Here is a 26101-nt window from a genome sequence, read left to right on the forward strand (position 1 = left end):
ATCGTGGGTCCGGATTCCGCGCCCACCGGCGATAGGGGCCTCATGTCGGACGGACGGCGCCAGGGCGTGGCCTGGCTGGTGTGCGGGCACCGGACCAAGTGGCTGGTTCTGCTGCTGTGGGCCGTGGTGATCGTCGGCCTCTCACCACTGGCGCAGAAGCTGAACGACGCCCAGGACAACGACGCCACCTCGTGGCTTCCCGGGAGCGCCGAGTCCACCCAAGTGCTGCGGCTCTCCGAGGAGTTCCGGCCGGAGACCATGCCCGCCGTCGTGGTCTACGCCCGGGACGGCGGTCTCACCGCCGAGGACCGGCAGCGGATCTCCGGGGATGCGGCGCAGCTGAAGACCCTGCGCAACGACGGCATTCGGGGCGACGAGACGCGCGGCCCCGTCTACGACCGTCCGGCGGCCCCCCGGGCGGCGGAGATCTATGTGCCGGTCACCGTGGACGAGGAGGGCTGGGAGCGTCTGTCGTCCGCCGTCGACTCCATCCGGGAGGACGTCGCCACCGGCGGCAGCGGACTCTCCGTCTACGTCACCGGGCCCGCCGGCACCTCCGCGGACTTCTCCGAGGTCTTCGACGGCATCGACTCGACGCTGCTGCTGGCCGCACTCGGCGTGGTTGTCGTCGCCCTGCTGATCACCTATCGCAGTCCCAGCCTGCTGCTGGTGCCCGTGGTCTCCGTCGTGGGAGCGCTGCTGACCGCGCAGGCGATCATCTATCTCCTCGCTGAGCACGCCGGGCTCACGGTCAACGGCCAGAGCGCCGGCATCCTCACCGTCCTGGTCTTCGGCGCGGGCACGGACTACGCCCTGCTGCTGGTCGCCCGCTACCGGGAGGAGCTCCGCCGCCACGAGGACCGGCACGAGGCCATGGCGCTCGCCCTGCACCGCGCGGGCCCCGCGGTCCTCGCCAGTGGCGCCACCGTGTGCATGGGCATGCTCGTCCTGCTCGTCGCGGAGATGAACTCCACCCGCGGGCTGGGCCCGGTCTGCGCCATCGGGGTGGCCATCGCCCTGATCGCGATGCTGACGCTCTTCCCCGCACTGCTGGTGATCTTCGGACGGTGGATCTTCTGGCCGGTGATTCCGCACTTCGGCTCGCCCGAGCCGACCGAACGCGGCGTCTGGGCCCGGCTGGGCACCCGTATCTCGCGCCGGCCGCGCACCGTCTGGGTGACGACCGCCGTGGTGCTGGCCGCGGTGTCCTTCGGCATCCTCGCGCTGCGGGCCGCGGGCATCAGCAACGCCGACGCCTTCACCGAGGAGCAGGAGTCCATCACCGGCCAGGAGGTGTCGGCGAAGTACTTCCCGGCGGGCAGCGGAGACCCGCTGATGGTCGTCACGAACGCTCCCCGGGCGGAGCAGGTCGGCAGGGCGGTCGCCCGGACCCCCGGGGTGGTGCCCCGGTCCATCGCCGTTCCGCCGGGAGCGGCGCCCGTGCACGAGGGGCGGGTCCTGTTCGAGGCGACCATGACCGACCCGGCTGACAGCGCGGCCGCGAAGGCAACCGTCGAGCGGGTGCGGGAGGTGGTCCACGACATCCCCGGGGCGGACGCGAAGGTGGGCGGCGGCACGGCGGCGCTGCTCGACGCCGACACCGCGTCGAAACGCGACAACATCCTGGTGATGCCGCTGGTGCTGCTGGTGGTGCTGATCATCCTGGCCATGCTGCTGCGGGCCGTCGTCGCCCCGCTGATCCTGATCGGCACGGTCGTGCTGTCGTACGCCGCCGCGCTGGGCATCAGCGCGCTCGCCTTCAGATACGCGTTCGACTTCGCGGGCGAGGACACCGCTTTCCCGCTGTTCGTCTTCGTGTTCCTCGTCGCCCTGGGCATCGACTACAACATCTTCCTGTCGACCCGCGTGCGCGAGGAGTCCCTGAGGAAGGGAACCCGCCCGGGCACGCGTACGGCGCTGGCCGCCACGGGCGCCGTCATCACCTCGGCCGGTCTGGTGCTCGCGGGCACCTTCGCCGCGCTGGGCACCCTGCCGCTGACAGGCTTCGCCGAGATCGGGTTCGCGGTCGCCCTCGGCGTGCTGCTGGACACCTTCGTCGTACGGTCGGTGCTGGTCACCGCGTTGTTCCTGGACATCGGCCCGCGCATGTGGTGGCCGCACCGACTGGCCCGCGGGGACGGCCCGCCCCCGGCACAGGGCCCCTCCGAACCACGGGAGCCCGTTCCGGGCCCGTGAGCCGAGCCGAGCCGGTCCTGTGAGCCCGTGAGCCCGTTGGCGGACAAGCCCACGAGCCCGCGAGCCGCCGCGGCGAGCCCGTGTCAGTCCGTACGGCGCAGCAGCGCCAGATACATGGCGTCCGTCCCGTGCAGATGCGGCCACAGCTGGACGTCCGGGCCGTCGCCCAGCGCGGGCACCCCCGGCATCAGCGGCCGGGCGTCTACCCACTCCGCGGAGACCGCCGGCCCGCCGCGCCCCTTGAGGACGTCCTCGACGACGGCCCGCGTCTCGGCGAGATGCGGCGAGCAGGTCGCGTAACCGACCACCCCGCCGACCCGTACGGCGTTCAGCGCCTCCCGCAGCAGCCCGCGCTGCAACGGAGCGAAGCCCTCCAGGTCCGCCGGCCGCCGCCGCCAGCGCGCCTCGGGGCGGCGACGCAGAGCACCGAGACCGGTACAGGGCACGTCCACCATCACCCGGTCGAAGACGCCCGCCCGCCACGGCGGCCGTGTACCGTCCGCGGTGATCACCTGGTAGGGGCCGGGGTTGCCCTCCAGCGCCCGCTCCACGAGCCGGGCCCGGTGCGGCTGCTTCTCGGAGGCCAGCAGCGCGGCGCCCCGCTGCGCGGCGAGGGCGCCGAGCAGCGCGGCCTTGCCACCGGGGCCTGCGCAGCTGTCCAGCCACCGCGTGTCGGGCCCGTCCAGCGGTGCGTTGGCGACCGCCACGGCGACCAGCTGACTGCCCTCGTCCTGCACTCCGGCGCGGCCCTCGCGTACGGCGTCCAGCGCTCCGGGCTCACCGCCTTCGGTCAGCCGGACGGCGTAGCGGGACCAGCGGCCCGGCAGCCCGGACTCCTCCCCCAGGGTCTGCAGCAGCTCGTCGGGCGTGGACCGCCCGGGCCGGGCCACGAGCGTCACCTCGGGCCGTTCGTTGTCGGCCTCCAGCAGATCCTCGATCCCGGCCCGGCCGCCGCCGAGCGCGTCCCACAGCGCGGAGACGATCCACCGCGGATGGGAGTGGACGACGGACAGATGGTCCTCGGGGTCCTCGTCGTACGGCGGCGCGACCCGTTCCAGCCAGCCGTCGAGGTCATCGGCCGCGATCCTGCGCAGCACGGCGTTGACGAACTTCGCGCGCCCGTCGCCGAGCACGACCCGCGCCAGCTCGACGCTCGCGGAGACCGCCGCGTGCGTGGGAATCCGGGTCCCCAGCAGCTGGTGCGCGCCGAGGCTGAGCACATCGAGCACCGGGGGGTCGACCTCGCGCAGCGGCCGGTCCACGCAGGCCGCGATGATCGCGTCGTACGTCCCCTGGCGGCGCAGCGTCCCGTAGACCAGTTCGGTGGCGAGGGCCGCGTCCCGCCCGTCGAAGTCGCTGTCCTCCCGGGCCTTGCGCAGCAGCGGCGGCAGCACGAGGTTGGCGTACGCGTCGCGCTCGTCGACGGCCCGCAGGGCCTCGAAGGCGAGGACACGGACGGGGTCCTTCTGCGGGCGGCGGTACGGCTTGCCGGGACGGCGGGGGCGTGACGGGGCGTTCACGGGAAATGTGCTCCGGAGATGGATCGGGCCGAGGGGAACAGCCTACGTCGGTGCCCGTGGCACGTCCCGGGCGAGCCCTGGAGGTGCCACGGAGCACAGCAGCCCGCCGCCGTCACCCGGCCGCCGACCGCCGGGCCGACCAGCGGGATCCTGCGGCGCACCCTGTACGCCCCGCAGCCGCGGAGCCGCGGAGCCGCGGAGCCGCCGGGACCAGGCCTGCCCGCCCGACGGGCCCGACCACCCGACCGCGCCCCGACCGTCTCCGCGCCCCGGGGGGAGCCTGTCGCTCCCCCAACACCGAAGGCCCGGGAGATCCGGGCCACTTCGACGACGCCTCGGGCCAACGGTGGCGCCGGACCGCAGAGATGCTCCGGACCGGCTCCGACCGTTCACGGCCTACGCGCCCAGCCGTTCGCCCGCGCCGATGCGCACACCACGGGCCCAATCAGCGCCCTTCATGGGCTTCTTGCCCTGCGGCTGCACCCACAGCAGTTCGACCGCATGCGATCCGGTCCCGGAGTACGCCGCGTTCTTGGTCACCGACAGCTCTCCCGGCCCCAGGTTCTTGACCTCCGGGACCAGCCCCACCGACATCACCTTCAGCCGCTCCCCGCGGAAGACCGTCCACGCGCCGGGCGCGGGCGCGCAGCCGCGGACGCCGCGGTCCACCCGCAGCGCGGGCACCGACCAGTCGATCCGGGCGTCCTCGACCTTGATCTTCGGCGCATAGGTGACGCCCTCGGCCGGCTGCGGCACCGCCTTGAGGGTGCCGTCCTCGATGCCGTCCATCGTCGCGGAGAGCAGGCCTGAGCCCGCGAAAGCGAGCCGGGTCAACAGGTCGCCGCTGGTGTCCGTGGGCCGTACGTTCTCGGTGAGCACGCCGTAGACCGGGCCGGAGTCGAGCCCCTCCTCGATCAGGAAGGTGGAGGCACCGGTCACCTCATCGCCGGCCAGAACGGCGTGCTGCACGGGCGCGGCACCACGCCAGGCGGGCAGCAGCGAGAAATGCAGGTTCACCCAGCCATGCGCCGGGATGTCCAGCGCGGTCCGGGGCAGCAGCGCGCCATAGGCGACGACGGGGCAGCAGTCGGGGGCGATCTCGCGGAGGCGGGCGAGGAAGCTCTCCTCCCCCGGCTTCACCGGTTTCAGCACCTCGATGCCGGCCTCCTCGGCGCGCTGCGCGACCGGGCAGGCGACCAGATGGCGTCCGCGCCCGGCAGGCGCGTCGGGCCGCGTGACGACGGCCGCGACCTCGTGCCGGTCCGACGCGATCAGGGCGTCCAGGGCGGGTACGGCGACCTCGGGGGTGCCGGCGAACACGAGCTTCATCGGTGGAGAACTGCCTCTCGGACGAGAACGACGAGCATGGCGGACAGAAAGCGGACAGACAGGTGCCGGTGCGGAGCGCACCAGTCTATTGGCCGCGCATCCAGGGGGCGTACGTATCGCCGAGCGCCCCCCACCAGCAGGTCCGCGCCCCTTGCCCCGTGACCCAGGGCCACGTCTCGCGTTGGTCAAGAGGGATTGACCGATATGGGCCGCTGGTGCGGCCCGCTCCATTTCAACGCCGGTTCGAGAGGCTTGTTCATGGCCGACCACGCAACCCACGACGCTCAGGCTCGGGCCAGCCTGCACCTGCTGGTGCGGGACATCGAGCGGGTCCGCCGGCAGGTGGACGCACTGCGCACACTCACCGCCCAGCTGGGCAACGTCTACCGCCCGCGGCGCACCGGCCCGTCCGCGGGCTTCATCGTGTACGGACGGGCGCCCGCGCCCACCGTGCGGCTCGCCCAGGAACTGCGGGACAGCGTCGAGACCCTGGTCACCGCCGCCGTCGACTTCGACCGCTCGCTGGGCTTCTCCTGGGACGCGGTGGGCTCGGCGCTCGGGGTGACGAAGCAGGCGGTCCACCGCCGATACGGGGCCCGTCGGGCGGCCACGCAGAGCGGAGTCGAAGGCGACGCGGCGGTCCGTACCGCGGAGACGCCGCCCCTGGCGGCCGCGCCCTCGCTCCCCGCCGTACCCGCGGCGCGGTCCGTGCCGGGCCAGCCCGCTGCCGCAGTCCGCGAGGACTCCCGTCCCACGGCCCTCCCGGGTCCTCGCCACGGCTGACCCGCCGATGGGGCCGGATGGTGCGGCGCGAACGCCTCGAGCAGGGTGCGCAGGATCTGCTGGACGCCATGAACCCGCGGAATTCCTCGGGCAGTTGAGCCATCGGCATCAAGGCGGTTGAGCCACCGGAACGCGGTTCAGCCCAGGTCCGGCGGGTCGATGCGGATCCGGACCGGATCCCCCTCGCGGCGCACCGCGCGGGCCGCCTGGGCGGCCTTCAGCGCAGCCGCCAGGGCCGCGCCACTGCCCCTGCGCACCCGTAGCAGGGCGCGCTCCCAGTTCTCCCCGGGCGGAGGGTCGCCGGGGCGCCGCGGACGCCCCGGCTCCGGGGCGGACAGCGGCACAGGCCCCAACACCTCGGCCCCCTCGGGCAGTTCGGCCGTGTTCACCAGATCCTGGACGTCCTCGGGCCGTCCGGCCACCGCCGCCATCCGGGAGACCGGCGGGAAGCCCAGCTCGGCCCGCTCGGCGAGCTCCCGCACCGCGTGACCCGCGGGGTCCCAGCGCACCAGCGCCTGTACGGGCCGCAGGGTCGGCTCTGCGACGACGACGACCGTCCCGCCCTCGTCCTGTCCCCGCACGAGCGCCGCCGCGCCCGTCCAGCGGCGCAGCGCCTCCTCACCCGCCCGCAGATCGGGGCGGCCGAGCATCGCCCAGCCGTCGAGCAGCAGCGCTGCGGCGTAACCCGCCTCGGCCACCGGCTCGGAACCCGGAGTGCTGACGACCAGAGCCGGCCGGTCGGGGACGGTGTCCAGCACGTGATCGCGCCCGGAGGTCCGCACCGGAACCTCCGGGAAGGCCCGGCCGAGCTCCTCGGCCGTACGCCGCGCACCGACGATCTGGGCACGCAGCCGGGCTCCCCCGCACTCGGGGCAGTGCCAGGACGCCTCCGGCCGCCCGCACCAGCCGCACCGCAGTGCGGCCTCGTCCGGCGCCTCCAGCGGACCTGAGCAGTGCCCGCAGCGCGCGGGGGCCCGGCACCGCTCGCAGGCCAGCCTGGGTACGTACCCCCGGCGCGGCACCTGGACCAGCACCGGCCCCGTCCGCAGCCCCTCGCGCACCACCTGCCACGCCAGGGTCGGCAGCCGTGCGGCGCGCGCCGCTTCGTCGCGCGCCTGGTCGGCGTCGCCGATGGTACGGATCAGGGGCGCGGCGGCACGGACCTGCTCGCGGCCGGCCGCGAGCGGCAGCGCCCAACCGGTGTCGACGAGTTGAGCCCCCTCGACCGTGCAGCTGAGCCCGCCGAGCAGGAACGCCGCCTTCTCATGCGCGGCGCGCAGCATCAGCACCTCGCGCGCGTGGGGCTGCGGGGCGTGCTGTTCGCTGTGGCTGGAGTCCCCGTCGTCCCAGATCGCCACCAGGCCGGGATCGCGCACGGGGGCGAACATGGCGGCCCTCGTGCCGACCACCGCGCGTACGGAACCGCGGCTGACCGCGAGCCAGCGGCGGTAGCGCTCCTCGGGGCCGGAGTCCGCGGTGAGGAGCACATGCCGGCCGGCGCCGATCAGACCGGTGAGCGCCGCGTCCACCCGCCCGGCGGCACGGCCGTCCGGCACCACCACCAGCGCGCCCCTGCCTGAGGCGAGCGCGGCGGCGACGGCCCGCGCCAGCTCCTCCGGCCAGTACGGACCGGGCAGCGCCGTCCACACCGCGCGCGGGGCGTCTCCGCGCGCCAGTGCCTGCAGATAGCCGGGGCCGCTGGCGTACCGGGACCAGCTGCCCGGGTCGGGTATGCCGGGTGGAGGCAGCGGTTCGCGGGGCGGCTCTGCCTCGGGACGGACCCGGCGCGGCGGCACCGCGAGCTGGACCACATCGGCGAGCGCGCCCGCGTACCGGTCCGCGACGGCCCGGCACAGCGCGAGCAGATCCGGGCTCAGCACGGGCTCGGGCGACAGCACCTGGGCGATCGGAGCGAGCGGGCCGCGGTAGTCGCTCTCCGACAGCCGCTCCACAATGAAGCCGTCGTGCAGCTCGCCGCCCTCACGCCGCCCCTTGACCACACGGGCGCCGAAGCGGACCCGGACGCGGGCACCGGGCCGGGCGTCGGCGTCCATGGCGGCGGGGACCGCGTAGTCGAAGAACTGGTCCAGGTGGATCAGCCCTTTGTCGACGAGCACCCGGGCGACCGGCCGCTGTTCGGCGAGCGCGGCACCACGCCAGGTACGCGGCTTGGCCCGGGGCACCTTGGCCTTGCGCACGGTCTCGCGGATGAGCGCGAGCTGCTCCCCCCCGTGCGGCTCCGCCACCGGGGCACGCTGCGCCGGATCCTGCTCCGGCGGCCCGTTCTCGCTGCTCACGCCACAGTCCTACCAGACCGGACCGACAGTGCGACGCGCCCGGATTCACCCGAAGACGTGACCTGACGGAACGGTGGGACAGCGCTGCGGCCCCGGACCACAGGGGTCCGGGGCCGCAGCGGTGTCCGTTCCGGATTACAGGCCCGCGGCCTCGCGCAGCGCGTCCACCCGGTCCGTGCGCTCCCAGGTGAAGTCCGGCAGCTCACGGCCGAAGTGCCCGTACGCGGCGGTCTGGGCGTAGATCGGCCGCAGCAGGTCCAGGTCGCGGATGATGGCGGCCGGACGCAGGTCGAAGACCTCGCCGATGGACTGCTCGATCTTCTCGACGTCCACGGTGGCGGTGCCGAAGGTCTCCACGAAAAGGCCCACCGGCTCGGCCTTGCCGATCGCGTAGGCCACCTGCACCTCGCAGCGGGAGGCCAGCCCGGCGGCGACGACGTTCTTCGCGACCCAGCGCATCGCGTACGCCGCCGAACGGTCGACCTTGGACGGGTCCTTGCCCGAGAAGGCGCCACCGCCGTGGCGGGACATGCCTCCGTAGGTGTCGATGATGATCTTCCGGCCGGTCAGACCCGCGTCGCCCATCGGGCCGCCGATCTCGAACCGCCCGGTCGGGTTCACCAGGAGCCGGTAGCTGTCGGTGTCCAGCTTGATGCCGTCCTGGAGGAGCTGCCCCAGCACGTGCTCGACAACGAATTCCCGGATGTCGGGCGCCAGCAGCGAGTCCAGGTCGATGTCGGAGGCGTGCTGCGAGGAGACCACCACGGTGTCCAGCCGCACCGCCTTGTCACCGTTGTACTCGATGGTGACCTGGGTCTTGCCGTCCGGACGCAGGTACGGGATGGTCCCGTTCTTGCGCACCTCGGACAGCCGGCGCGAGAGCCGGTGCGCCAGGTTGATCGGGAGCGGCATCAGCTCGGGCGTCTCGTCGCAGGCGTAACCGAACATCAGGCCCTGGTCGCCCGCGCCCTGCTTGTCCAGCTCGTCCTCATCGCCCTCCACCCGCTGCTCGTACGCGGCGTCGACACCCTGCGCGATGTCCGGGGACTGTGCGCCGATGGACACCGAGACACCACAGGATGCGCCGTCGAAGCCCTTCTTCGAGGAGTCGTAGCCGATCTCGAGGATCTTGTTGCGAACGAGCGTGGCGATCGGCGCGTACGCCTTCGTCGTGACCTCGCCGGCCACATGCACCAGGCCGGTGGTGATCAACGTCTCCACGGCGACGCGGGAGGTCGGGTCCTCCTGGAGAAGCGCGTCGAGAATCGTGTCGCTGATCTGGTCAGCGATCTTGTCGGGGTGGCCCTCGGTCACAGATTCCGAGGTGAAGAGGCGGCGGGACACATCGCTCCCTGGGGTTGCAGCGGCTGCTGGCTGATCATGGTTGGATCGCCCGGGAGCTGCGCCCGGCACGATCCGCGACCAGTTTATCCGGCACTCCCACCGGCCGGACATGGTGTCTCGCTCCGTGGAGAACCTGTAACCTCCGGCACCGCCGGGAATAGCGGCGTGTCGCGCCTTTCTCGTCGCGCGAGTCGGGCGTGTTCGACGGTTTCAGGAACCCTTCGGGACGAAGGGAACATATCAGCGAAGGCGTCGGCTCACCAGGTCCCAGACGGTGTCGGCCAGCGCCTCCTTGGGCCCGCGCGGCACCGGGGTATCCGTACCGTCCGCGCCGAGGACGACCGCTTCGTTCTCCTCCGAGCCGAAGGTCTTGCGCTCCCCCACCTCATTGACGACCAGCAGGTCACAGCCCTTGCGCGCCAGCTTGGCACGGCCGCCCGCGAGGACGTCGTGGGTCTCCGCGGCGAAGCCCACGACCACCTGGCCCGGGCGTGCCCGGTCCGCCGAGATCTCGGCCAGCACATCCGGATTGCGCACCAGCGCGATCGGCTCCGGCTCTTCGCCATCCTTCTTCTTGATTTTGCTTTCCGTATACCTCGCGGGCCGGAAGTCGGCGACAGCGGCGGCCATGACCACGGCGTCCGCGTCCGAGGCCGCCTTCAGCACGGCCTCGCGCAGCTGCACGGCGGTGCCGACCCGGACCACGTCGGCCCCGGCCGGGTCGGGCAGGCCGGTGTTGGCGGCGATCAGCGTGACGCGGGCGCCGCGCGCCAGCGCCGTACGGGCCAGCGCGTAGCCCTGCTTGCCGGAGGAGCGGTTGCCGAGGAAGCGGACGGGGTCCAGTGGCTCGCGGGTGCCGCCGGCGCTCACGACGACATGCCGGCCCTCCAGGTCCCGCTCCCCGCCCGCCTGCCCGCGGGCCAGCACACTGCGGCACGCCTCGAAGATCTCGCCCGGCTCGGGAAGCCGGCCCTTGCCGGTGTCCACTCCGGTGAGCCGGCCGACGACGGGCTCGATGACCAGGGCGCCGCGCCGCCGCAGCGTGGCCACGTTCTCCTGGGTGGCCGGGTGCTCCCACATCTCCGTGTGCATGGCGGGCGCGAAGATCACCGGACAGCGGGCGGTGAGGAGCGTATTGGTGAGCAGGTCGTCGGCGAGGCCGTGGGCGGCCTTGGCGAGCAGGTCCGCGGTCGCGGGGGCGACCACGACCAGGTCGGCGGCCTGGCCGATCCGTACGTGCGGCACCTCGTGGACGGACTCCCACACCTCGGTCGAGACGGGGTTGCCGGAGAGCGCGGACCAGGTGGCCTCGCCGATGAAGTTCAGCGCCGAGCCGGTCGGTACGACCCGTACGTCATGACCGGACTCGGTCAGCCGGCGCAGCAGCTCGCACGCCTTGTAGGCGGCGATCCCGCCGCTGACCCCCAGGACGACCTTCGGCTGGTCCATCGCTCGCCTCTCCCAGTGCTCGAACGTACCGCTCCATGAGACATGGGGACGGCTCCATGACACACCACAGGCCCGACGGTCGCTCCCCCAGCTTGACGCTGGGAGGTGCCCCCTGCCGGGCCTGGGATGAAGGAGAATGCTCGCGCCTACTGGGCCGGGCCCTCGATGGCCTCGGAGGTCAGCAGACCCGCGTTGATCTCACGCAGGGCGATCGAGAGCGGCTTCTCGTGCACATGGGTGTCCACGAGCGGCCCGACGTACTCGAGCAGGCCCTCCCCGAGCTGCGAGTAGTACGCGTTGATCTGCCGCGCGCGCTTGGCCGCGTAGATCACGAGGCTGTACTTCGAGTCAGTGGCCTCGAGCAGCTCGTCGATCGGCGGGTTGATGATGCCCTCGGGCGCAGTAATGGAAGAGGACACGCTCTACCTTCCGAAAAGGGTGGAAAAAGATCGAACAGTTTCGGGATCCAAGATCGGTTCCCAGTTCAACACAGCAAGGCTAGCAGCTCGCGCGAGACGTCCTCGACAGAGGTGTTCACCAGGGTCGTATCGAACTCCGACTCGGCGGCGAGCTCCACCTTCGCGGCCGCCAGCCGGCGCTCGATGACCTCCGGAGGCTCGGTACCGCGGCCGGTGAGGCGGCGGACCAGCTCCTCCCAGCCCGGCGGAGCGAGGAAGACCAGCTGCGCCTCCGGCATGGACTCGCGGACCAGCCGGGCCCCCTGGAGGTCGATCTCCAGCAGCACCGGCTGGCCCGCCTCCAGATGATCGAGCACCGCGCGGCGCGGAGTGCCGTACCGGTTTCCGGCGAACTCGGCCCACTCCAGCAGCTCACCATTGGCCACGAGCTTGTCGAATTCCTCGTCGTCGACGAAGAAGTACTGGACGCCGTGCCGCTCGCCGGGGCGCGGCTTGCGTGTGGTGGCCGAGACCGAGAGCCAGACCTCGGGGTGAGCCTTGCGCATATGAGCGACGACCGTGCTCTTACCGACACCCGAGGGGCCGGAGAGCACGGTCAGCCGCGGCCGTCTGACCGGGGGTGCGGGGGTCGCCCCCCGGGAGACTGCATTACTCATGAAAGCGATTATCCAGGTTCTCAGGAGTGACTGAGAACGTCAGGCGGGACCACCGCCGAACTCGCGCTCCAAGGAGGCGATCTGGTTGGACCCGAGACCGCGCACCCGGCGGCTCTCGGAGATCCCGAGCCGTTCCATGATCTGCTTGGCGCGGACCTTGCCCACGCCGGGCAGGGACTCGAGGAGGGCGGAGACCTTCATCTTGCCGATGACGTCGTTCTCCTGGCCCTGCTTGATGACCTCGTGCAGGGAGGCGCCGGAGTGCTTGAGTCGATTTTTGACCTCGGCCCGCTCCCGGCGAGCCGCGGCGGCCTTTTCGAGCGCGGCTGCGCGCTGTTCAGGGGTAAGGGGCGGAAGAGCCACGCCTACGTCACCTCGGATGTCGAACTGTCGGATACGGACCGGTGAGGAACCTAGTAGCCCCACACCTGCGGAGCAACGAGCAACGCGCTTGCACGTTCGCTCTCGTCGGAGACTAGCGGTCTGGACCGCTCCAGTCAGCGAGAACGAACGAAAAGTCCTGGTCAGACTCTGTTGACTTGGACAATTAGGGCAAATCATCCCCAGTTTTGACCGAATTGTTCAACAGGGCCGATACGCGACCCCGACTATCAGGCGTTCACGGCGGTCCGTACCTCGTCGGCGAGGCGTGCGGCGGCGTCGCGCAGCCCGGCCGGATCCGGACCGTGGCGCAGCACCCCCCGGCTGACGCTGGGCACCACATTGCGGACCGCCGCGCCGAAGACGCCGGGGAGATCGGCCGGGGTCGCGCCCTGCGCCCCGATGCCGGGGGCCAGCAGCGGTCCGTTGATGTCCAGGTCCGCCCGTGCGTCGCCGAGGGTGGCCCCGACGACCGCGCCGACGGAGCCGAGCGGCTCGGCGCCGGCGTTCTCCGCCGCCATGTGGTCCAGCATCACCTGTGCGAGTGACTTGCCGTTCGCGGCGGTGGACCGCTGCACCTCGGCGCCCTCGGGGTTGGAGGTGAGGGCGAGGACGAAGACGCCCGCGCCGTTGATCACGGCCGCGTCGAGCGCCGGGCGCAGCGATCCGAAGCCCAGATACGGGCTGACGGTCACGGCGTCGGAGAACAGCGGGCTGCCGATGTGGAGATAGCTCGCCGCGTACGCGCCCATGGTCGAGCCGATGTCACCGCGCTTGGCGTCCATGAGGACGAGCGCGCCCGCGGCGCGGGCATCGGCGACGGCCCGCTCCAGGACGGCGATGCCCCGGGAGCCGAACCGCTCGAAGAAGGCGGACTGCGGCTTGAGGACCGCGACCCGGTCGGCGAGGGCGTCGACCACCGTCCGGGTGAAGCGCTCCAGGCCCGCGATGTCGTCGTTCAGACCCCAGTCCGTGAGCAGCGAGGCGTGCGGGTCGATGCCGACGCACAGCGGGCCGCGGGTGTCCATGGCCCGGCGCAGGCGTGCGCCGAAGGGGGTGGGGCGCTGCGGCCCGCCGGGACTCGGCGAGGGGCGGTGGCCGGGCGTCGGGAGGGGCATCAGGCGGCTGCCTTCCGGGTTTCCGCGCCGACGGCGTCGGCGAGGGTGGCGTACGGGCTCCGGGCGAGGCGGTCCGCGAGTCCGGCGTTGATCTCGCGGCACCACAGCGGACCTTCGTAGATGAAGCCGCTGTATCCCTGGACGAGGGTGGCTCCGGCAAGGATGCGCTCCCAGACGTCGTCCGCGGTCTCGACGCCGCCGACCCCTACCAGGGTGATCCGGTCGCCCACCCGGGCGTAGAGCCGGCGCAGCACCTCCAGGGAGCGGGCCTTGAGCGGCGCTCCCGAGAGGCCCCCGGCGCCGATCGCCTCGACGACCGACATGTCGGTCGTCAGTCCGAGGCCCTCGCGGGCGATGGTGGTGTTGGTGGCGATGACGCCGTCGAGGCCGAGCTCGAGGGCCAGGTCGGCGACGGCGTCGACGTCCTCGTCCGCCAGGTCGGGCGCGATCTTGACGAGCAGGGGGACGCGGCGGCCGGTGACCGTACGGTCCGCGGCTTCGCGCACGGCGGAGAGCAGCGGGCGCAGCTGGTCCACGGCCTGGAGGTTCCGCAGGCCGGGGGTGTTCGGGGAGCTGACGTTCACCACGAGGTAATCGGCGTGGCCGGCGAGCCGTTCGGTGGAGGTGACGTAGTCGGCGACGGCCTCCTCCTCCGGGACCGCCTTCGTCTTGCCGATGTTGACGCCGAGGACCGCGGGGAAGATCTCCTTGCGGCTGCTCAGCCGCTCGGCGACGGCCGCGGAGCCTTCGTTGTTGAAGCCCATCCGGTTGATCAGCGCACGGTCCGGAACCAGCCGGAAGAGCCGCTTCCTGGGGTTGCCGGGCTGCGGCTGGGCGGTGACGGTGCCGATCTCGACATGGTGGAAGCCGAGCATCGCCATCGCGTCGACGGCGTGTGCGTTCTTGTCGAACCCGGCGGCCAGGCCGAAGGGACCGGCGTGCTCCCTGCCGAAGGCGGTGACCTTCAGGCTCGGCCGGGTGGGGGCGAGTGCGGCCCGTACGAGCGTCCGCAGCACCGGGATGCGCACGGCCAGCCGGATCCAGGAGAAGGCCACGTGGTGCGCCCGCTCGGGGTCCATGCGCTGGAAGATCAGATCGAAGAAGAGTCGGTACATGGCGTGCTTTCTGCGCGAGCGGGTCGTTGCGTTCCATGACGAGGGGGACACCGGATCGGTGTCCCCCTCGTGTCCCTCAGTCCTCGCGGGCGGAGTTGAGATGTTCCGCGTGTTCCTGGAGTGACCGGACGCCGACGTCGCCGCGGCTGAGCGCCTCGATGCCCTGGACGGCGGCCGCGAGAGCCTGCACCGTCGTCAGGCACGGCACGCCGCGGGCGACCGCGGCCGTACGGATGTCGTAGCCGTCGAGGCGGCCGCCGGTGCCGTACGGGGTGTTGACGATCAGGTCGACCTGGCCGTCGTGGATGAGCTGGACGATGGTCTTCTCGCCGTTGGGCCCCTCGCCCTCGCTCTGCTTGCGCACGACGGTCGCGTTGATGCCGTTGCGCTTGAGGACCTCGGCGGTGCCGGAGGTGGCGAGCAGCTCGAAGCCCATGCCGACCAGCTCGCGGGCCGGGAAGATCATCGAGCGCTTGTCGCGGTTGGCGACGGACACGAAGGCGCGGCCCTTGGTGGGCAGCGCTCCGTACGCGCCGGCCTGCGACTTGGCGTAGGCGGTGCCGAAGACGGAGTCGATACCCATGACCTCGCCGGTGGAGCGCATCTCCGGGCCGAGGATGGTGTCCACGCCGCGCCCGGAGGCGTCCCGGAAGCGCGACCAGGGCATCACGGCCTCCTTGACGGAGATCGGCGCGTCGAGCGGCAGCGTGCCGCCGTCGCCGGTCTTCGGCAGCAGGCCTTCCTCGCGCAGCCGGGCGATGCTCGCACCGAGCGAGATGCGGGCGGCGGCCTTGGCGAGCGGTACGGCGGTGGCCTTGGAGGTGAAGGGGACCGTACGGGAGGCGCGCGGGTTGGCCTCCAGGACGTAGAGGATGTCCCCGGCCATCGCGAACTGGATGTTGATCAGACCGCGGACGCCGACGCCCTTGGCGATGGCCTCGGTCGAGGCGCGGAGCCGCTTGATGTCGAAGCCGCCCAGGGTGATCGGGGGCAGCGCGCAGGCGGAGTCGCCGGAGTGGATACCGGCTTCCTCGATGTGCTCCATGACGCCGCCGAGGTAGAGCTCCTCGCCGTCGTAGAGGGCGTCGACGTCGATCTCGATGGCGTCGTCGAGGAAGCGGTCGACCAGGACCGGGTGCTCGGAGATCAGGCCCGCGTGCCGCTCCAGGTATTCGGCGAGGGACTGCTCGTCGTAGACGATCTCCATGCCGCGGCCGCCCAGGACGTACGACGGGCGGACGAGCACCGGGTAGCCGATCTCGTCGGCGATCGCCTTGGCCTCGGCGAAGGAGAAGGCCGTGCCGTGCTTGGGCGCGGGGAGACCGGCCTCGCTGAGGACGCGGCCGAACGCACCGCGCTCCTCGGCCAGGTGGATCGCCTCGGGCGGGGTGCCGACGATCGGCACGCCGTTGTCCTTGAGCGCCTGGGCCAGGCCCAGCGGGGTCTGGCCGCCGAGCTGCACGATGACGCCGGCGATCGGGCCGGCCTGCCGCTCGGCGTGCACGATCTCCAGGACGTCCTCCAGGGTGAGCGGCTCGAAGTAGAGCCGGTCGGAGGTGTCGTAGTCGGTGGAGACGGTCTCCGGGTTGCAGTTGACCATCACCGTCTCGTAGCCCGCTTCGCTGAGCGCGAAGGAGGCGTGGACGCAGGAGTAGTCGAACTCGATGCCCTGGCCGATGCGGTTGGGGCCCGAGCCGAGGATGATCACGGCGGGCTTCTCGCGCGGCGCGACCTCGCTCTCCTCGTCGTAGGAGGAGTAGAAGTACGGGGTCTTCGCGGCGAATTCGGCGGCGCAGGTGTCGACCGTCTTGTAGACGGGGCGTACGCCGAGCGCGTGCCGGACCTCGCGGACGACGTCCTCGCGCAGATCGCGGATGCTCGCGATCTGGGCGTCGGAGAAGCCGTGCCGCTTGGCGTCGGCCAGCAGCTCGGGGCCGAGCTTGTCGGCCGCGGCGATCTCGTCCGCGATCTCCTTGATCAGGAAGAGCTGGTCGACGAACCACGGGTCGATCTTCGTGGCGTCGAAGATCTCCTGCTGCGTGGCCCCGGCGCGGATGGCCTGCATGACGGTGTTGATCCGGCCGTCGGTGGGCACTTGGGAGGCCAGCAGCAGCGCGCCCTTGTCGCCGGGGTCGCCGGTGAAGGCGAACTGGCTGCCCTTCTTCTCCAGCGAGCGCAGCGCCTTCTGCAGCGCCTCGGAGAAGTTACGGCCGATGGCCATGGCCTCGCCGACCGACTTCATGGTGGTGGTGAGGGTGGCGTCAGCGGCCGGGAACTTCTCGAAGGCGAACCGCGGCACCTTGACGACGACGTAGTCGAGCGTCGGCTCGAAGGACGCCGGCGTCTTCTCGGTGATGTCGTTCGGGATCTCGTCGAGGGTGTACCCGACGGCGAGCCGGGCAGCGATCTTGGCGATCGGGAAGCCGGTGGCCTTCGACGCCAGCGCGGAGGAGCGGGAGACGCGGGGGTTCATCTCGATGACGATGACCCGGCCGTCCTCGGGGTTGACCGCGAACTGGATGTTGCAGCCGCCGGTGTCGACGCCGACCTCGCGGATCACGGCGATGCCGATGTCGCGGAGGATCTGGTACTCGCGGTCGGTCAGTGTCATCGCCGGGGCGACGGTGATCGAGTCACCGGTGTGCACGCCCATCGGGTCGAAGTTCTCGATGGAGCAGACGACCACGACGTTGTCGTGCTTGTCGCGCATCAGCTCCAGCTCGTACTCCTTCCAGCCGAGGATGGACTCCTCCAGGAGCACCTCGGTGGTCGGGGAGAGCGTGAGCCCCTGGCCTGCGATCCGGCGCAGCTCCTCCTCGTTGTGCGCGAAGCCGGAGCCGGCGCCGCCCATGGTGAAGGAGGGGCGTACGACGACGGGGTAGCCGCCGAGGGTGTCGACGCCCGCGATGATCTCGTCCATGGTGTGGCAGATGACCGAACGGGCGGAGTCGCCGTAGCCGATCTTGGCATTGACGGCCTCGACGACCTCCTTGAACAGGTCGCGGTCCTCACCCTTGTTGATGGCCTCGACGTTGGCGCCGATCAGCTCGACGCCGTATCTGTCGAGGGCGCCCGACTCGTGCAGGGAGATCGCGGCGTTGAGCGCGGTCTGCCCGCCGAGGGTGGGCAGCAGGGCGTCGGGACGCTCCTTGGCGATGATCTTCTCGACGTACTCCGGGGTGATCGGCTCGACGTACGTGGCGTCGGCGATCTCCGGGTCGGTCATGATCGTGGCCGGGTTGGAGTTGACCAGAATGACGCGCAGGCCCTCGGACTTGAGGACGCGGCAGGCCTGGGTGCCGGAGTAGTCGAACTCGGCGGCCTGGCCGATGACGATCGGGCCGGAGCCGATGACCAGAACGGACTGGATGTCGGTGCGCTTAGGCACGCTGGCCCTCCATCAGGCTGACGCTGTGCTGATTGTTGTCCCGCATGAGCTCGACAAACCGGTCGAACAGGTACGCGGCATCGTGCGGACCTGCTGCGGCCTCGGGGTGGTACTGGACACTGAACGCGGGCCGGTCCAGCAGCTGGAGGCCCTCGACCACATCGTCGTTGAGGCAGACGTGGGAGACCTCGGCCCGGCCGTACGGGGTCTCGGACACCTTGTCGAGCGGGGCGTCGACGGCGAAGCCGTGGTTGTGCGCGGTGACCTCGACCTTGCCGGTGCCGCGGTCCTGCACCGGCTGGTTGATGCCGCGGTGGCCGTACTTCAGCTTGAACGTGCCGAAGCCGAGCGCGCGCCCGAGGATCTGGTTGCCGAAGCAGATGCCGAACAGCGGGGTCTTCCGCTCCAGGACGCCCTGCATGAGGGAAACCGGGTGTTCGGCGGTGGCGGGGTCGCCCGGGCCGTTGGAGAAGAACACGCCGTCGGGCTTGACCGCGTAGATGTCCTCGATCGAGGCGGAGGCGGGCAGGACGTGCACCTCGATGCCGCGCTCGGCCATACGCTGCGGGGTCATGCCCTTGATGCCGAGGTCGAGGGCGGCGACCGTGAACTGCTTGGCGCCGATGGCGGGGACGACGTACGCCTCGGTGGTGGCGACCTCGTCGCTCAGGTTCGCACCCTTCATCAGGGGGGCGGCCCGGACCTTGGCGAGCAGCGTGGCGTCGTGGGCCTGTCCCGCGCCGGAGGTGGCGGAATCCAGCGCGGCGCCGGAGAAGATGCCGACGCGCATCGCGCCGCGCTCGCGCAGATGGCGGGTGAGGGCACGGGTGTCGATGCCGCTGATGCCGACGACGCCCTGGGCGGCCAGCTCCTCGTCGAGGGTGCGGGCGGAGCGCCAGTTGGACGGCACGCGGGCGGGGTCGCGTACGACGTAGCCGGCGACCCAGATCTTCCCGGACTCGGCGTCTTCGTCGTTGACGCCGGTGTTGCCGATGTGCGGGGCGGTCATGACGACCACCTGGCGGTGGTACGACGGGTCGGTCAGGGTCTCCTGGTAGCCGGTCATGCCGGTGGAGAAGACAGCCTCGCCGAAGGTCTCCCCCACGGCCCCGTAGGCGCGGCCGCGGAACGTCCGGCCGTCCTCCAGGACGAGTACGGCGGGGGTCGTGGCCCCCCGGGTGGAGGTCGTCATCATGTGCCCTTCTGGGGGGTTACGGCCCGCGGCGGAGCCGCCGGGGGGTGCTGGGCCCCCCGGGAGATTGCAGCCTGGTCGTGGGGATCGGCGACGCCGCTGTCGCCGGACTTCTCGGAGGGTGGCACCCGCGCTTCCACTGCCTCGACCCAGGCGGCGTGCTCGGCCGCGCGGTCGGAGCGGAAACCGGAGTCGAGCAGCCGGTCGCCATGGCTCCAGGTGATCACCAGCAGGCCACCCTCGGCGAGGACCTTGCCGGCGATGCCCTTGTCGAGCCGGGCGCCGCGGAGCTTGTCGGCCGGGACGAAGAAGTCCTGCGCCCCCGGCCGCCGGACGTCCAGGCCCTCGCCGGTGAGTGCGAGCTCGACGCGGCTGCGGGTGCCCAGCCCGTGGGCGACGATCCGGTCGAGCCACTGCCCGGCGGTGGTGCTCCCGTGGTAGCGCCCGCTGAGTGTCAGCGACGGCACGGACAGCTCCGGCCCGCCGGTGGCCTGCGGGGCGGTCGGCAGTTCGGGCAGGCCGGACTGCAGCATGCCGCGCCATTTCCAGCCCTCCCGCATCAGCCAGTAGACGAGCGCGATGAGCAGCAGCAGGCCGACGACCCAGCCGATACGGGCGGTCCAGTCGGTCACCTCCTGCGACTTCTGCTCAGCCGCGAGGTCTGCCGCCAGAGTGCTCAGAGGTGTCATGCCAGCTTCCCGTCCACGACCGTCGCCCGGCCCCGCAGGAAGGTGTGGGTGACACGACCCGGCAGCTCGCGGCCCTCGTACGGGGTGTTGCGGCTGCGGGAGGCGAAGCCCGCGGGGTCCACCACACCACGGTAAGCCGGATCGACCAGCGTCAGGTTCGCGGGCTCCCCCACCGCGATCGGCCGTCCGTGGCCCTCCAGGCGGCCGATGGCGGCCGGGCGCAGCGACATCCGGTCGGCGACCTGGGCCCAGTCCAGCAGGCCGGTGTCGACCATCGTGTGCTGGACGACGGACAGCGCGGTCTCCAGGCCGACCATTCCCATGGCCGCCGCGCCCCACTCGCAGTCCTTGTCCTCGTGCGGGTGCGGGGCGTGGTCGGTGGCGACGCAGTCGATCGTGCCGTCGGCGAGGGCCTCGCGCAGCGCCATGACATCGGCCTCGGTGCGCAGCGGGGGGTTCACCTTGTAGACGGGGTTGTAGGACCGTACGAGCTCGTCGGTGAGGAGCAGGTGGTGCGGGGTGACCTCGGCGGTCACGTTCCAGCCCTTGGACTTGGCCCAGCGGACCAGCTCGACGGAACCGGCGGTGGAGAGGTGGCAGATGTGCACCCGGGAGCCGACGTGCGCGGCCAGCAGCACATCGCGGGCGATGATCGACTCCTCCGCGACGGCCGGCCAGCCCCCGAGGCCCAGTTCGGCGGAGACGACGCCCTCGTTCATCTGGGCGCCCTCGGTGAGGCGGGGCTCCTGGGCGTGCTGGGCGATGACGCCGTCGAAGGCCTTCACGTACTCCAGCGCCCGGCGCATGATCACGGCGTCGTCGACGCACTTGCCGTCGTCGGAGAAGACCCGGACGCCGGCGGCGGAGTCGTGCATGGCGCCGAGTTCGGCGAGCTTGCGGCCCTCCAGGCCGACGGTGACCGCGCCCACGGGCTGGACGTCGCAGTAGCCGGACTCCCGGCCGAGCCGCCAGACCTGCTCGACGACGCCGGCGGTGTCGGCGACCGGGAAGGTGTTGGCCATGGCGTGGACAGCCGTGAAACCGCCGGTGGCGGCGGCGCGGGTGCCGGTGAGGACGGTCTCGGAGTCCTCACGGCCGGGCTCGCGGAGGTGGGTGTGGAGGTCGACCAGGCCCGGCAGCAGGATCTGGCCGGCCGCCTCGACGACCGTCGTGCCCTCGGCGCTGGAGACCGTCAGGCCGGTGCCGACGGCGGTGATCGCCCCATCCACGACGATCACGTCCTGCGGCTCGCCTCCGAGGACCTTCGCACCGCGAATCAGTGTCTTCTTCGGCTCGCTCATGATTCCTTGTTCTCCTCGGTACGGGCATGGGTCGTGGTGACGGCGGGCTCGGCGCCGCCGAGCAACAGGTAGAGGACGGCCATGCGGATGCTGACGCCGTTGGCGACCTGCTCGACGGCCGTGCAGCGCACCGAGTCGGCGACCTCGGCGGTGATCTCCATGCCGCGGTTCATCGGGCCGGGGTGCATGACGACGGCGTGCCCGGGCATCCGGGACATCCTGTCGGCGTTGAGTCCGTAGCGCCGCGAGTACTCGCGCTCGGTCGGAAAGAACGCGGCGTTCATCCGCTCCCGCTGCACCCGCAGCATCATCACCGCGTCGGACTTCGGCAGGACCGCGTCCAGGTCGTAACTGATCTCGCAGGGCCAGCTCTCGACGCCGATCGGCACCAGGGTGGGCGGCGCGACCAGGGTGACCTCGGCTCCGAGGGTGTGCAGCAGATGCACGTTCGAGCGGGCGACCCGGCTGTGCAGGATGTCGCCGACGACGGTGATACGGCGGCCCGCCAGGTCGCGTCCGGTGCCGTCGCCCTGGCCCTGGTGGTTGGTCGGTCCCCCGTCGGGGGCGCCCGCCAGGTGGCGGCGCATGGTGAAGGCGTCGAGCAACGCCTGGGTGGGGTGTTCGTGAGTGCCGTCGCCGGCGTTGACGACGGAGCCGTTGATCCAGCCGGAGGTGGCGAGCCGGTGCGGGGCGCCGGAGGCGTGGTGCCGGATGACGACGGCGTCCGCGCCCATCGCCTCGAGGGTGAGCGCGGTGTCCTTCAGGGACTCGCCCTTGGAGACCGAGGAGCCCTTGGCGGAGAAGTTGATGACGTCGGCCGAGAGGCGCTTGGCGGCGGCCTCGAAGGAGATACGGGTACGGGTCGAGTCCTCGAAGAAGAGGTTGACGACGGTGCGGCCGCGCAGGGTGGGCAGCTTCTTGATCGGCCGGTCCGCGACCCGGGCCATCTCCTCGGCGGTGTCGAGGATCAGGACGGCGTCGTCGCGCGTGAGATCGGCGGCCGAGATGAGGTGGCGCTTCATCCGGATTCTCCGTGGGTGAGAGAGGTGTGCGGGGATGCCGGCCGGCGGCAGGCGGAGGTACGGCCCGGGGTCACCGGGATCGTGCAACGGCCTCTAGTTCTCGCCGGTTGCCGGGACGGTCCGGCCGGCTGCCCCGGGCTCCGCGGAAGGACCGGTGCGGAGCGCGTCGGAGCGGACGCCGAGCAGGACGCTGTCGCGGCCGTCCTCCTCGGTGAGCTGGACCTTGACCGTCTCCCGCAGCGACGTGGGGAGGTTCTTGCCGACGTAGTCGGCGCGGATCGGCAGTTCGCGGTGGCCGCGGTCGACGAGAACCGCGAGCTGCACGGCGCGCGGGCGGCCGATGTCGCCCAGGGCGTCGAGCGCCGCGCGGATCGTACGGCCGGAGAAGAGCACGTCGTCGACGAGGATGACCAGCCGGCCGTCGATGCCGTCGCCGGGGATCTCCGTGCGGGCGAGGGCACGGGCGGGGCGCAGCCGCAGGTCGTCGCGGTGCATGGTGATGTCGAGCGAGCCGACCGGGACCGGGCGGCCGGTGATCTCTTCGAGCTTGGCGGCCAGCCGGCGAGCGAGAAAGACACCGCGGGTGGGGATGCCGAGAAGCACCACGTCGTCCGCGCCCTTGGCGCGCTCGACGATCTCGTGGGCGATGCGGGTGAGCACCCGCGCCATGTCCGGTGCCTCGAGCACGGGGCGCGCCGGATCAGAGCTGTTCGAACTGGTTGCGTCCATACGAAACGGACCTCCTTCTCCGCCTCACGGGACGGACCTTAAAGGACGTCGGGATTTACGCGCCCACGGTACCAGGGCGGCTCTACGGGGCCGACGGAGCCCCCGGAAACCCTTGCGGGAGGTGCGGTGTGAACCATTCGGCTTGACGAAGTGAGATTACGCTGCGTAACCTCACAGTGAGTTACCAGTCTTCGTCCGGGGAGCTATATGTCCAGCGAATACGCCAAACAGCTCGGGGCCAAGCTTCGCGCCATCCGCACCCAGCAGGGCCTCTCCCTTCATGGTGTCGAGGAGAAGTCGCAGGGCCGCTGGAAGGCCGTCGTCGTCGGCTCGTACGAGCGGGGCGACCGAGCGGTGACCGTACAGCGCCTCGCAGAGCTGGCCGACTTCTACGGTGTCCCGGTGCAGGAGCTGCTGCCGGGCACCACGCCGGGCGGCGCCGCAGAGCCGCCGCCGAAGCTGGTGCTGGACCTGGAGCGGCTGGCCCATGTGCCGGCCGAGAAAGCAGGTCCGCTGCAGCGGTACGCCGCGACGATCCAGAGCCAGCGTGGCGACTACAACGGCAAGGTGCTGTCGATCCGCCAGGACGACCTGCGCACCCTCGCCGTCATCTACGACCAGTCCCCCTCGGTCCTGACCGAGCAGCTCATCAGCTGGGGCGTGCTGGACGCCGACGCCCGGCGTGCGGTGCAGCACGAGGACTGACCGCGGCGACGAGGACTGCTGACAGCTGTCCCAGCGGCATTGCAAAAACGTCACGCCTCGGGGCGGGCACGGCTGGAGCGTGTCCGCCCCGAGGCGTTTTGCCGGGGGTGCGGCTACCCATGACAACGGGCCGGGAGCGGAAGGCGAATCCTTCCGCTCCCGGCCCGTTGTCCGGCGCGTGGGGGCTACGCCCTGCGCAGTGTGGGCTTGAGCTCCTTGAGGCGACCCAGCAGGCCGTTGACGAAGGCCGGTGAGTCGTCCGTCGAGAACTCCTTGGCGAGCTGCACGGCTTCGTCGATCACCACCGCGTCGGGGACCTCGTCCTCCCAGATCAGCTCGTACGCGCCGAGCCGCAGGATGTTCCGGTCCACCACGGGCATCCGGTCGAGTGTCCAGCCGACCGAGTAGGTGCCGATCAGCTCCTCGATCCGGTCCGCGCGTTCGGCGTACCCCTCGACGAGCTGCATCGTGTACTCGTTGACCGGTGGCTGCCGATCGTCGGTCCGGGCGAGCCTCAGCCAGTCCGCCAGCACGGTCTGCACGGAGGCGTCGCGCTGGTCGGACTCGAAGAGGATCTGAAAGGCGCGCTTCCGGGCCTTGTTGCGTGCAGCCACGGTTACTTGTTCACCCGGCCGAGGTACTCGCCGGAGCGCGTGTCGACCTTGATCTTCTCACCGGTGGTGATGAAGAGCGGGACGGCGATCTCGTAGCCGGTCTCGAGCTTGGCGGGCTTGGAGCCACCGGTGGAGCGGTCGCCCTGGACACCCGGCTCGGTGTAGTCGATGACGAGCTCGACGGAGGCCGGGAGCTCGACGTAGAGCGGGGAGCCCTCGTACATCGCCACGACGGCCTCGAAGCCCTCGAGGAGGAACCTGGCGGTGTCGCCGGCGACCTCGGGGGTGACGATGATCTGGTCGTAGGTCTCCGTGTCCATGAACACGAAGTCGGCGCCGTCCTTGTACGAGAACTGCATGCCGCGCTTGTCGACACTGGCCGTCTCGACCTTCACACCGGCGTTGAAGGTCTTGTCGACCACCTTGCCGGAGAGCACATGCTTCAGCTTGGTGCGGACGAAGGCGGGGCCCTTGCCGGGCTTGACGTGCTGGAACTCGACAACGGACCAGAGCTGGCCCCCGTCGAGCTTGAGCACCATGCCGTTCTTGAGGTCGTTCGTGGATGCCACGGTTGCGGAATCTCCTGGACTGGCTGAAGCGGAGACCGAGGCTGCGCGCCGACTCGCTCAGAGCGCGAGCAGTTCCTTGGTCGTAATGGTGAGTAGCTCGGGTCCGCCGTCCGCCTCGGGGCGGACGACGAGCGTGTCGTCGATCCGGACACCGCCCCGTCCCGGGATATGGACCCCCGGTTCGACGGCGACCGGCACACAAACATCCAGTTTACCCATGCCCTCGGTCGACAGCTGAGGGTCCTCGTCGATTTCGAGTCCGACACCGTGTCCGGTGGACGATCCCAGGCCCTCGCCGTACCCGGCGGCGTCCAGGATCTGGCGCGCGGCCCGGTCCACCTCCCGGTAGGCGGTGCCGGGCACGAGCGCCTCCCTGGCAGCCCGCTGAGCGGCGAACACCAGCTCGTACAGCTCGATCTGCCAGCCGGCGGGAGAGGTCCCGATGACGAACGTACGGCCGAGCTCGCACCGGTAGCCGCGGTAGTTCGCGCCCAGCCGGACATTGAGGAAATCGCCTTCCTCCACCCGCCGGTCCGTGGGCAGATGCCCGGCCGCGCCCGCGTTCGGGCCGGTGGCCACAGACGTGGCGAACGCCGGGCCGTCCGCGCCGTGATCCACGAGCCGCCGCTCCAGCTCCAGAGCGAGATGGCGTTCGGTACGGCCGACCAGGATCGACTCCAGCAGCTCGCCGAGCGCCTGGTCCGCGATCTCCGAGGCGATGCGCAGCCGGGCGATCTCCTCTTCGTCCTTGATCAGCCGCTGCTGCTCGACGGCCGTGCCGAGGTCGGCCAGCCGGAGTCCCGGGGCGGCCGAGGCGGCCGCCCGGTGGCGGGCGACGGTGAGGTGGTGCTCCTCCACCGCAAGGGTCTCGGCGCCCGCCGCGGCGGCGAGCCCGGCGGCGGCGACCGCTGAGTCCTCCCCGGGCGAGGGCAGTACCAGCACGCGAAGGTCCTCGGTGAGCCGTTCCGACGGGGCGGTCTCCGCGGCGGGGCGAGGGGGAAGGTCCCCGGAGGGGTCGCGGGAGCAGAGCAGTACGTCCTCGGCAGGGCCGAGGAGCAGGACCGAGCCGTCCGGAGCGGCGCCCGCGAGATAGCGGACGTTGGCGGGACGCGAGACGAGCACGGCAGCCCGCCCGGCCGCCGCGCACCGATCGCTCAGCCGTGAGCGCCTCGCCGCGTGCACCTCGGACATGCTCCCGAGCCTACGAGCGTTCGGGGCGCCCGGCCGGTCGAGTGCGTCCGGACGGGCGTCGCCCGGTCCGCGGGCCGGGCCTCCGGTGGCTCGT

22 protein-coding genes are annotated in these 26101 nt (G+C 71.5%); 3 read left to right on the forward strand and 19 right to left on the reverse strand.

What is annotated here, in order from left to right; genetic code table 11:
* Positions 1-42 precede the first annotated feature (42 nt).
* Positions 43-2196 (forward strand): MMPL family transporter, encoded by a 2154-nt coding sequence (locus tag ABZW18_RS20565; RefSeq protein WP_356189321.1) that lies wholly within the window; start codon positions 43-45, stop codon positions 2194-2196.
* An 83-nt stretch (positions 2197-2279) separates the two neighbouring features.
* Here the strand turns inward: ABZW18_RS20565 and ABZW18_RS20570 are convergent, their stop codons facing one another.
* Entirely contained in the window at positions 2280-3716 is a 1437-nt protein-coding gene (locus tag ABZW18_RS20570) for a transcription antitermination factor NusB (protein WP_356189323.1), read from the reverse strand.
* Between the two features lie 396 nt (positions 3717-4112).
* A complete protein-coding gene (fmt, locus tag ABZW18_RS20575; RefSeq protein WP_356189325.1) occupies positions 4113-5045 on the reverse strand; it encodes a methionyl-tRNA formyltransferase in 933 nt (310 codons plus the stop codon).
* 258 nt (positions 5046-5303) lie between these two features.
* On the opposite strand from fmt, the gene ABZW18_RS20580 reads away from it, so the two are divergent.
* On the forward strand, positions 5304-5828 hold the full coding sequence (locus ABZW18_RS20580; protein ID WP_356189327.1) for a hypothetical protein: 525 nt from the start codon (positions 5304-5306) through the stop codon (positions 5826-5828).
* A gap of 137 nt (positions 5829-5965) precedes the next feature.
* Here ABZW18_RS20580 and ABZW18_RS20585 read toward each other — a convergent pair whose 3' ends face one another.
* The 14 genes from ABZW18_RS20585 to pyrR all read right to left on the reverse strand — a co-directional run bounded on the left by ABZW18_RS20585 (position 5966) and on the right by pyrR (position 22928).
* A complete protein-coding gene (locus ABZW18_RS20585) occupies positions 5966-8074 on the reverse strand; it encodes a primosomal protein N' (protein ID WP_356189399.1) in 2109 nt (702 codons plus the stop codon).
* A gap of 186 nt (positions 8075-8260) precedes the next feature.
* Positions 8261-9469 (reverse strand): methionine adenosyltransferase, encoded by a 1209-nt coding sequence (gene metK / locus ABZW18_RS20590; protein WP_356189329.1) that lies wholly within the window; start codon positions 9467-9469, stop codon positions 8261-8263.
* A 240-nt stretch (positions 9470-9709) separates the two neighbouring features.
* Positions 9710-10918 carry a bifunctional phosphopantothenoylcysteine decarboxylase/phosphopantothenate--cysteine ligase CoaBC gene (coaBC, locus tag ABZW18_RS20595; protein WP_356189330.1) on the reverse strand — a complete coding sequence of 403 codons (1209 nt, stop codon included), beginning with the start codon at positions 10916-10918 and terminating at the stop codon, positions 9710-9712.
* A gap of 146 nt (positions 10919-11064) precedes the next feature.
* A complete protein-coding gene (gene rpoZ / locus ABZW18_RS20600) occupies positions 11065-11337 on the reverse strand; it encodes a DNA-directed RNA polymerase subunit omega (protein WP_005319902.1) in 273 nt (90 codons plus the stop codon).
* 65 nt (positions 11338-11402) lie between these two features.
* Complete coding sequence (gene gmk, locus ABZW18_RS20605; protein ID WP_356189332.1) at positions 11403-11993, reverse strand: guanylate kinase; 591 nt, start codon at positions 11991-11993, stop codon at positions 11403-11405.
* Positions 11994-12032: 39 nt separating this feature from the next.
* A complete protein-coding gene (locus ABZW18_RS20610; protein WP_003956414.1) occupies positions 12033-12356 on the reverse strand; it encodes an integration host factor in 324 nt (107 codons plus the stop codon).
* A gap of 248 nt (positions 12357-12604) precedes the next feature.
* The gene (gene pyrF / locus ABZW18_RS20615; RefSeq protein ID WP_356189335.1) at positions 12605-13492 is read right to left on the reverse strand and encodes an orotidine-5'-phosphate decarboxylase; all 888 of its coding nucleotides are present in this window, start codon (positions 13490-13492) and stop codon (positions 12605-12607) included.
* Positions 13492-14607: a quinone-dependent dihydroorotate dehydrogenase gene (locus tag ABZW18_RS20620; protein ID WP_356189337.1), complete on the reverse strand. Its 1116-nt coding sequence runs from the start codon at positions 14605-14607 to the stop codon at positions 13492-13494. The genes pyrF and ABZW18_RS20620 overlap by 1 nt, the downstream gene beginning before the upstream one ends.
* 76 nt (positions 14608-14683) lie before the next feature.
* Complete coding sequence (gene carB, locus ABZW18_RS20625) at positions 14684-17995, reverse strand: carbamoyl-phosphate synthase large subunit (protein ID WP_356189339.1); 3312 nt, start codon at positions 17993-17995, stop codon at positions 14684-14686.
* Complete coding sequence (gene carA, locus ABZW18_RS20630) at positions 17988-19187, reverse strand: glutamine-hydrolyzing carbamoyl-phosphate synthase small subunit (RefSeq protein ID WP_356189401.1); 1200 nt, start codon at positions 19185-19187, stop codon at positions 17988-17990. Before carA ends, carB begins: the two co-directional genes overlap by 8 nt.
* The gene (locus tag ABZW18_RS20635) at positions 19187-19876 is read right to left on the reverse strand and encodes a hypothetical protein (protein WP_356189341.1); all 690 of its coding nucleotides are present in this window, start codon (positions 19874-19876) and stop codon (positions 19187-19189) included. The genes carA and ABZW18_RS20635 overlap by 1 nt, the downstream gene beginning before the upstream one ends.
* Positions 19873-21177 (reverse strand): dihydroorotase, encoded by a 1305-nt coding sequence (locus ABZW18_RS20640; protein WP_356189343.1) that lies wholly within the window; start codon positions 21175-21177, stop codon positions 19873-19875. Before ABZW18_RS20640 ends, ABZW18_RS20635 begins: the two co-directional genes overlap by 4 nt.
* Positions 21174-22199, reverse strand: coding sequence for an aspartate carbamoyltransferase catalytic subunit (locus ABZW18_RS20645; protein ID WP_356189345.1), 1026 nt, complete (start codon positions 22197-22199; stop codon positions 21174-21176). The genes ABZW18_RS20640 and ABZW18_RS20645 overlap by 4 nt, the downstream gene beginning before the upstream one ends.
* A gap of 93 nt (positions 22200-22292) precedes the next feature.
* Positions 22293-22928, reverse strand: coding sequence for a bifunctional pyr operon transcriptional regulator/uracil phosphoribosyltransferase PyrR (pyrR, locus tag ABZW18_RS20650; protein ID WP_356189347.1), 636 nt, complete (start codon positions 22926-22928; stop codon positions 22293-22295).
* A 207-nt stretch (positions 22929-23135) separates the two neighbouring features.
* Here pyrR and bldD point away from each other — a divergent pair, with 207 nt between their 5' ends.
* Positions 23136-23633: a transcriptional regulator BldD gene (gene bldD / locus ABZW18_RS20655; RefSeq protein WP_356189349.1), complete on the forward strand. Its 498-nt coding sequence runs from the start codon at positions 23136-23138 to the stop codon at positions 23631-23633.
* A 185-nt stretch (positions 23634-23818) separates the two neighbouring features.
* On the opposite strand, the gene nusB is transcribed toward bldD, so the two are convergent.
* From nusB to ABZW18_RS20670, 3 genes are read right to left on the reverse strand one after another with little or no spacing between them, the layout of a single operon-like run.
* On the reverse strand, positions 23819-24247 hold the full coding sequence (gene nusB, locus ABZW18_RS20660; protein WP_356189351.1) for a transcription antitermination factor NusB: 429 nt from the start codon (positions 24245-24247) through the stop codon (positions 23819-23821).
* Between the two features lie 2 nt (positions 24248-24249).
* Positions 24250-24816 carry an elongation factor P gene (gene efp, locus ABZW18_RS20665; protein ID WP_356189353.1) on the reverse strand — a complete coding sequence of 189 codons (567 nt, stop codon included), beginning with the start codon at positions 24814-24816 and terminating at the stop codon, positions 24250-24252.
* Between the two features lie 57 nt (positions 24817-24873).
* Positions 24874-26007: a M24 family metallopeptidase gene (locus ABZW18_RS20670; protein ID WP_356189355.1), complete on the reverse strand. Its 1134-nt coding sequence runs from the start codon at positions 26005-26007 to the stop codon at positions 24874-24876.
* Positions 26008-26101 lie beyond the last annotated feature (94 nt).

Source organism: Streptomyces sp. NPDC004647, assembly GCF_040609575.1.
GTDB lineage: Bacteria > Actinomycetota > Actinomycetes > Streptomycetales > Streptomycetaceae > Streptomyces.

Coding starts and splice junctions, on each gene's coding strand:
- ABZW18_RS20565 (WP_356189321.1), top strand. CDS start 43: ATGTCGGACGGACGGCGCCAGGGCGTGGCCTGGCTGGTGTGCGGGCAC.
- fmt (WP_356189325.1), bottom strand. CDS start 5,045: ATGAAGCTCGTGTTCGCCGGCACCCCCGAGGTCGCCGTACCCGCCCTG.
- ABZW18_RS20580 (WP_356189327.1), top strand. CDS start 5,304: ATGGCCGACCACGCAACCCACGACGCTCAGGCTCGGGCCAGCCTGCAC.
- coaBC (WP_356189330.1), bottom strand. CDS start 10,918: ATGGACCAGCCGAAGGTCGTCCTGGGGGTCAGCGGCGGGATCGCCGCC.
- gmk (WP_356189332.1), bottom strand. CDS start 11,993: ATGAGTAATGCAGTCTCCCGGGGGGCGACCCCCGCACCCCCGGTCAGA.
- pyrF (WP_356189335.1), bottom strand. CDS start 13,492: ATGCCCCTCCCGACGCCCGGCCACCGCCCCTCGCCGAGTCCCGGCGGG.
- ABZW18_RS20620 (WP_356189337.1), bottom strand. CDS start 14,607: ATGTACCGACTCTTCTTCGATCTGATCTTCCAGCGCATGGACCCCGAG.
- carA (WP_356189401.1), bottom strand. CDS start 19,187: ATGACGACCTCCACCCGGGGGGCCACGACCCCCGCCGTACTCGTCCTG.
- ABZW18_RS20635 (WP_356189341.1), bottom strand. CDS start 19,876: ATGACACCTCTGAGCACTCTGGCGGCAGACCTCGCGGCTGAGCAGAAG.
- ABZW18_RS20640 (WP_356189343.1), bottom strand. CDS start 21,177: ATGAGCGAGCCGAAGAAGACACTGATTCGCGGTGCGAAGGTCCTCGGA.
- ABZW18_RS20645 (WP_356189345.1), bottom strand. CDS start 22,199: ATGAAGCGCCACCTCATCTCGGCCGCCGATCTCACGCGCGACGACGCC.
- pyrR (WP_356189347.1), bottom strand. CDS start 22,928: ATGGACGCAACCAGTTCGAACAGCTCTGATCCGGCGCGCCCCGTGCTC.
- bldD (WP_356189349.1), top strand. CDS start 23,136: ATGTCCAGCGAATACGCCAAACAGCTCGGGGCCAAGCTTCGCGCCATC.
- ABZW18_RS20670 (WP_356189355.1), bottom strand. CDS start 26,007: ATGTCCGAGGTGCACGCGGCGAGGCGCTCACGGCTGAGCGATCGGTGC.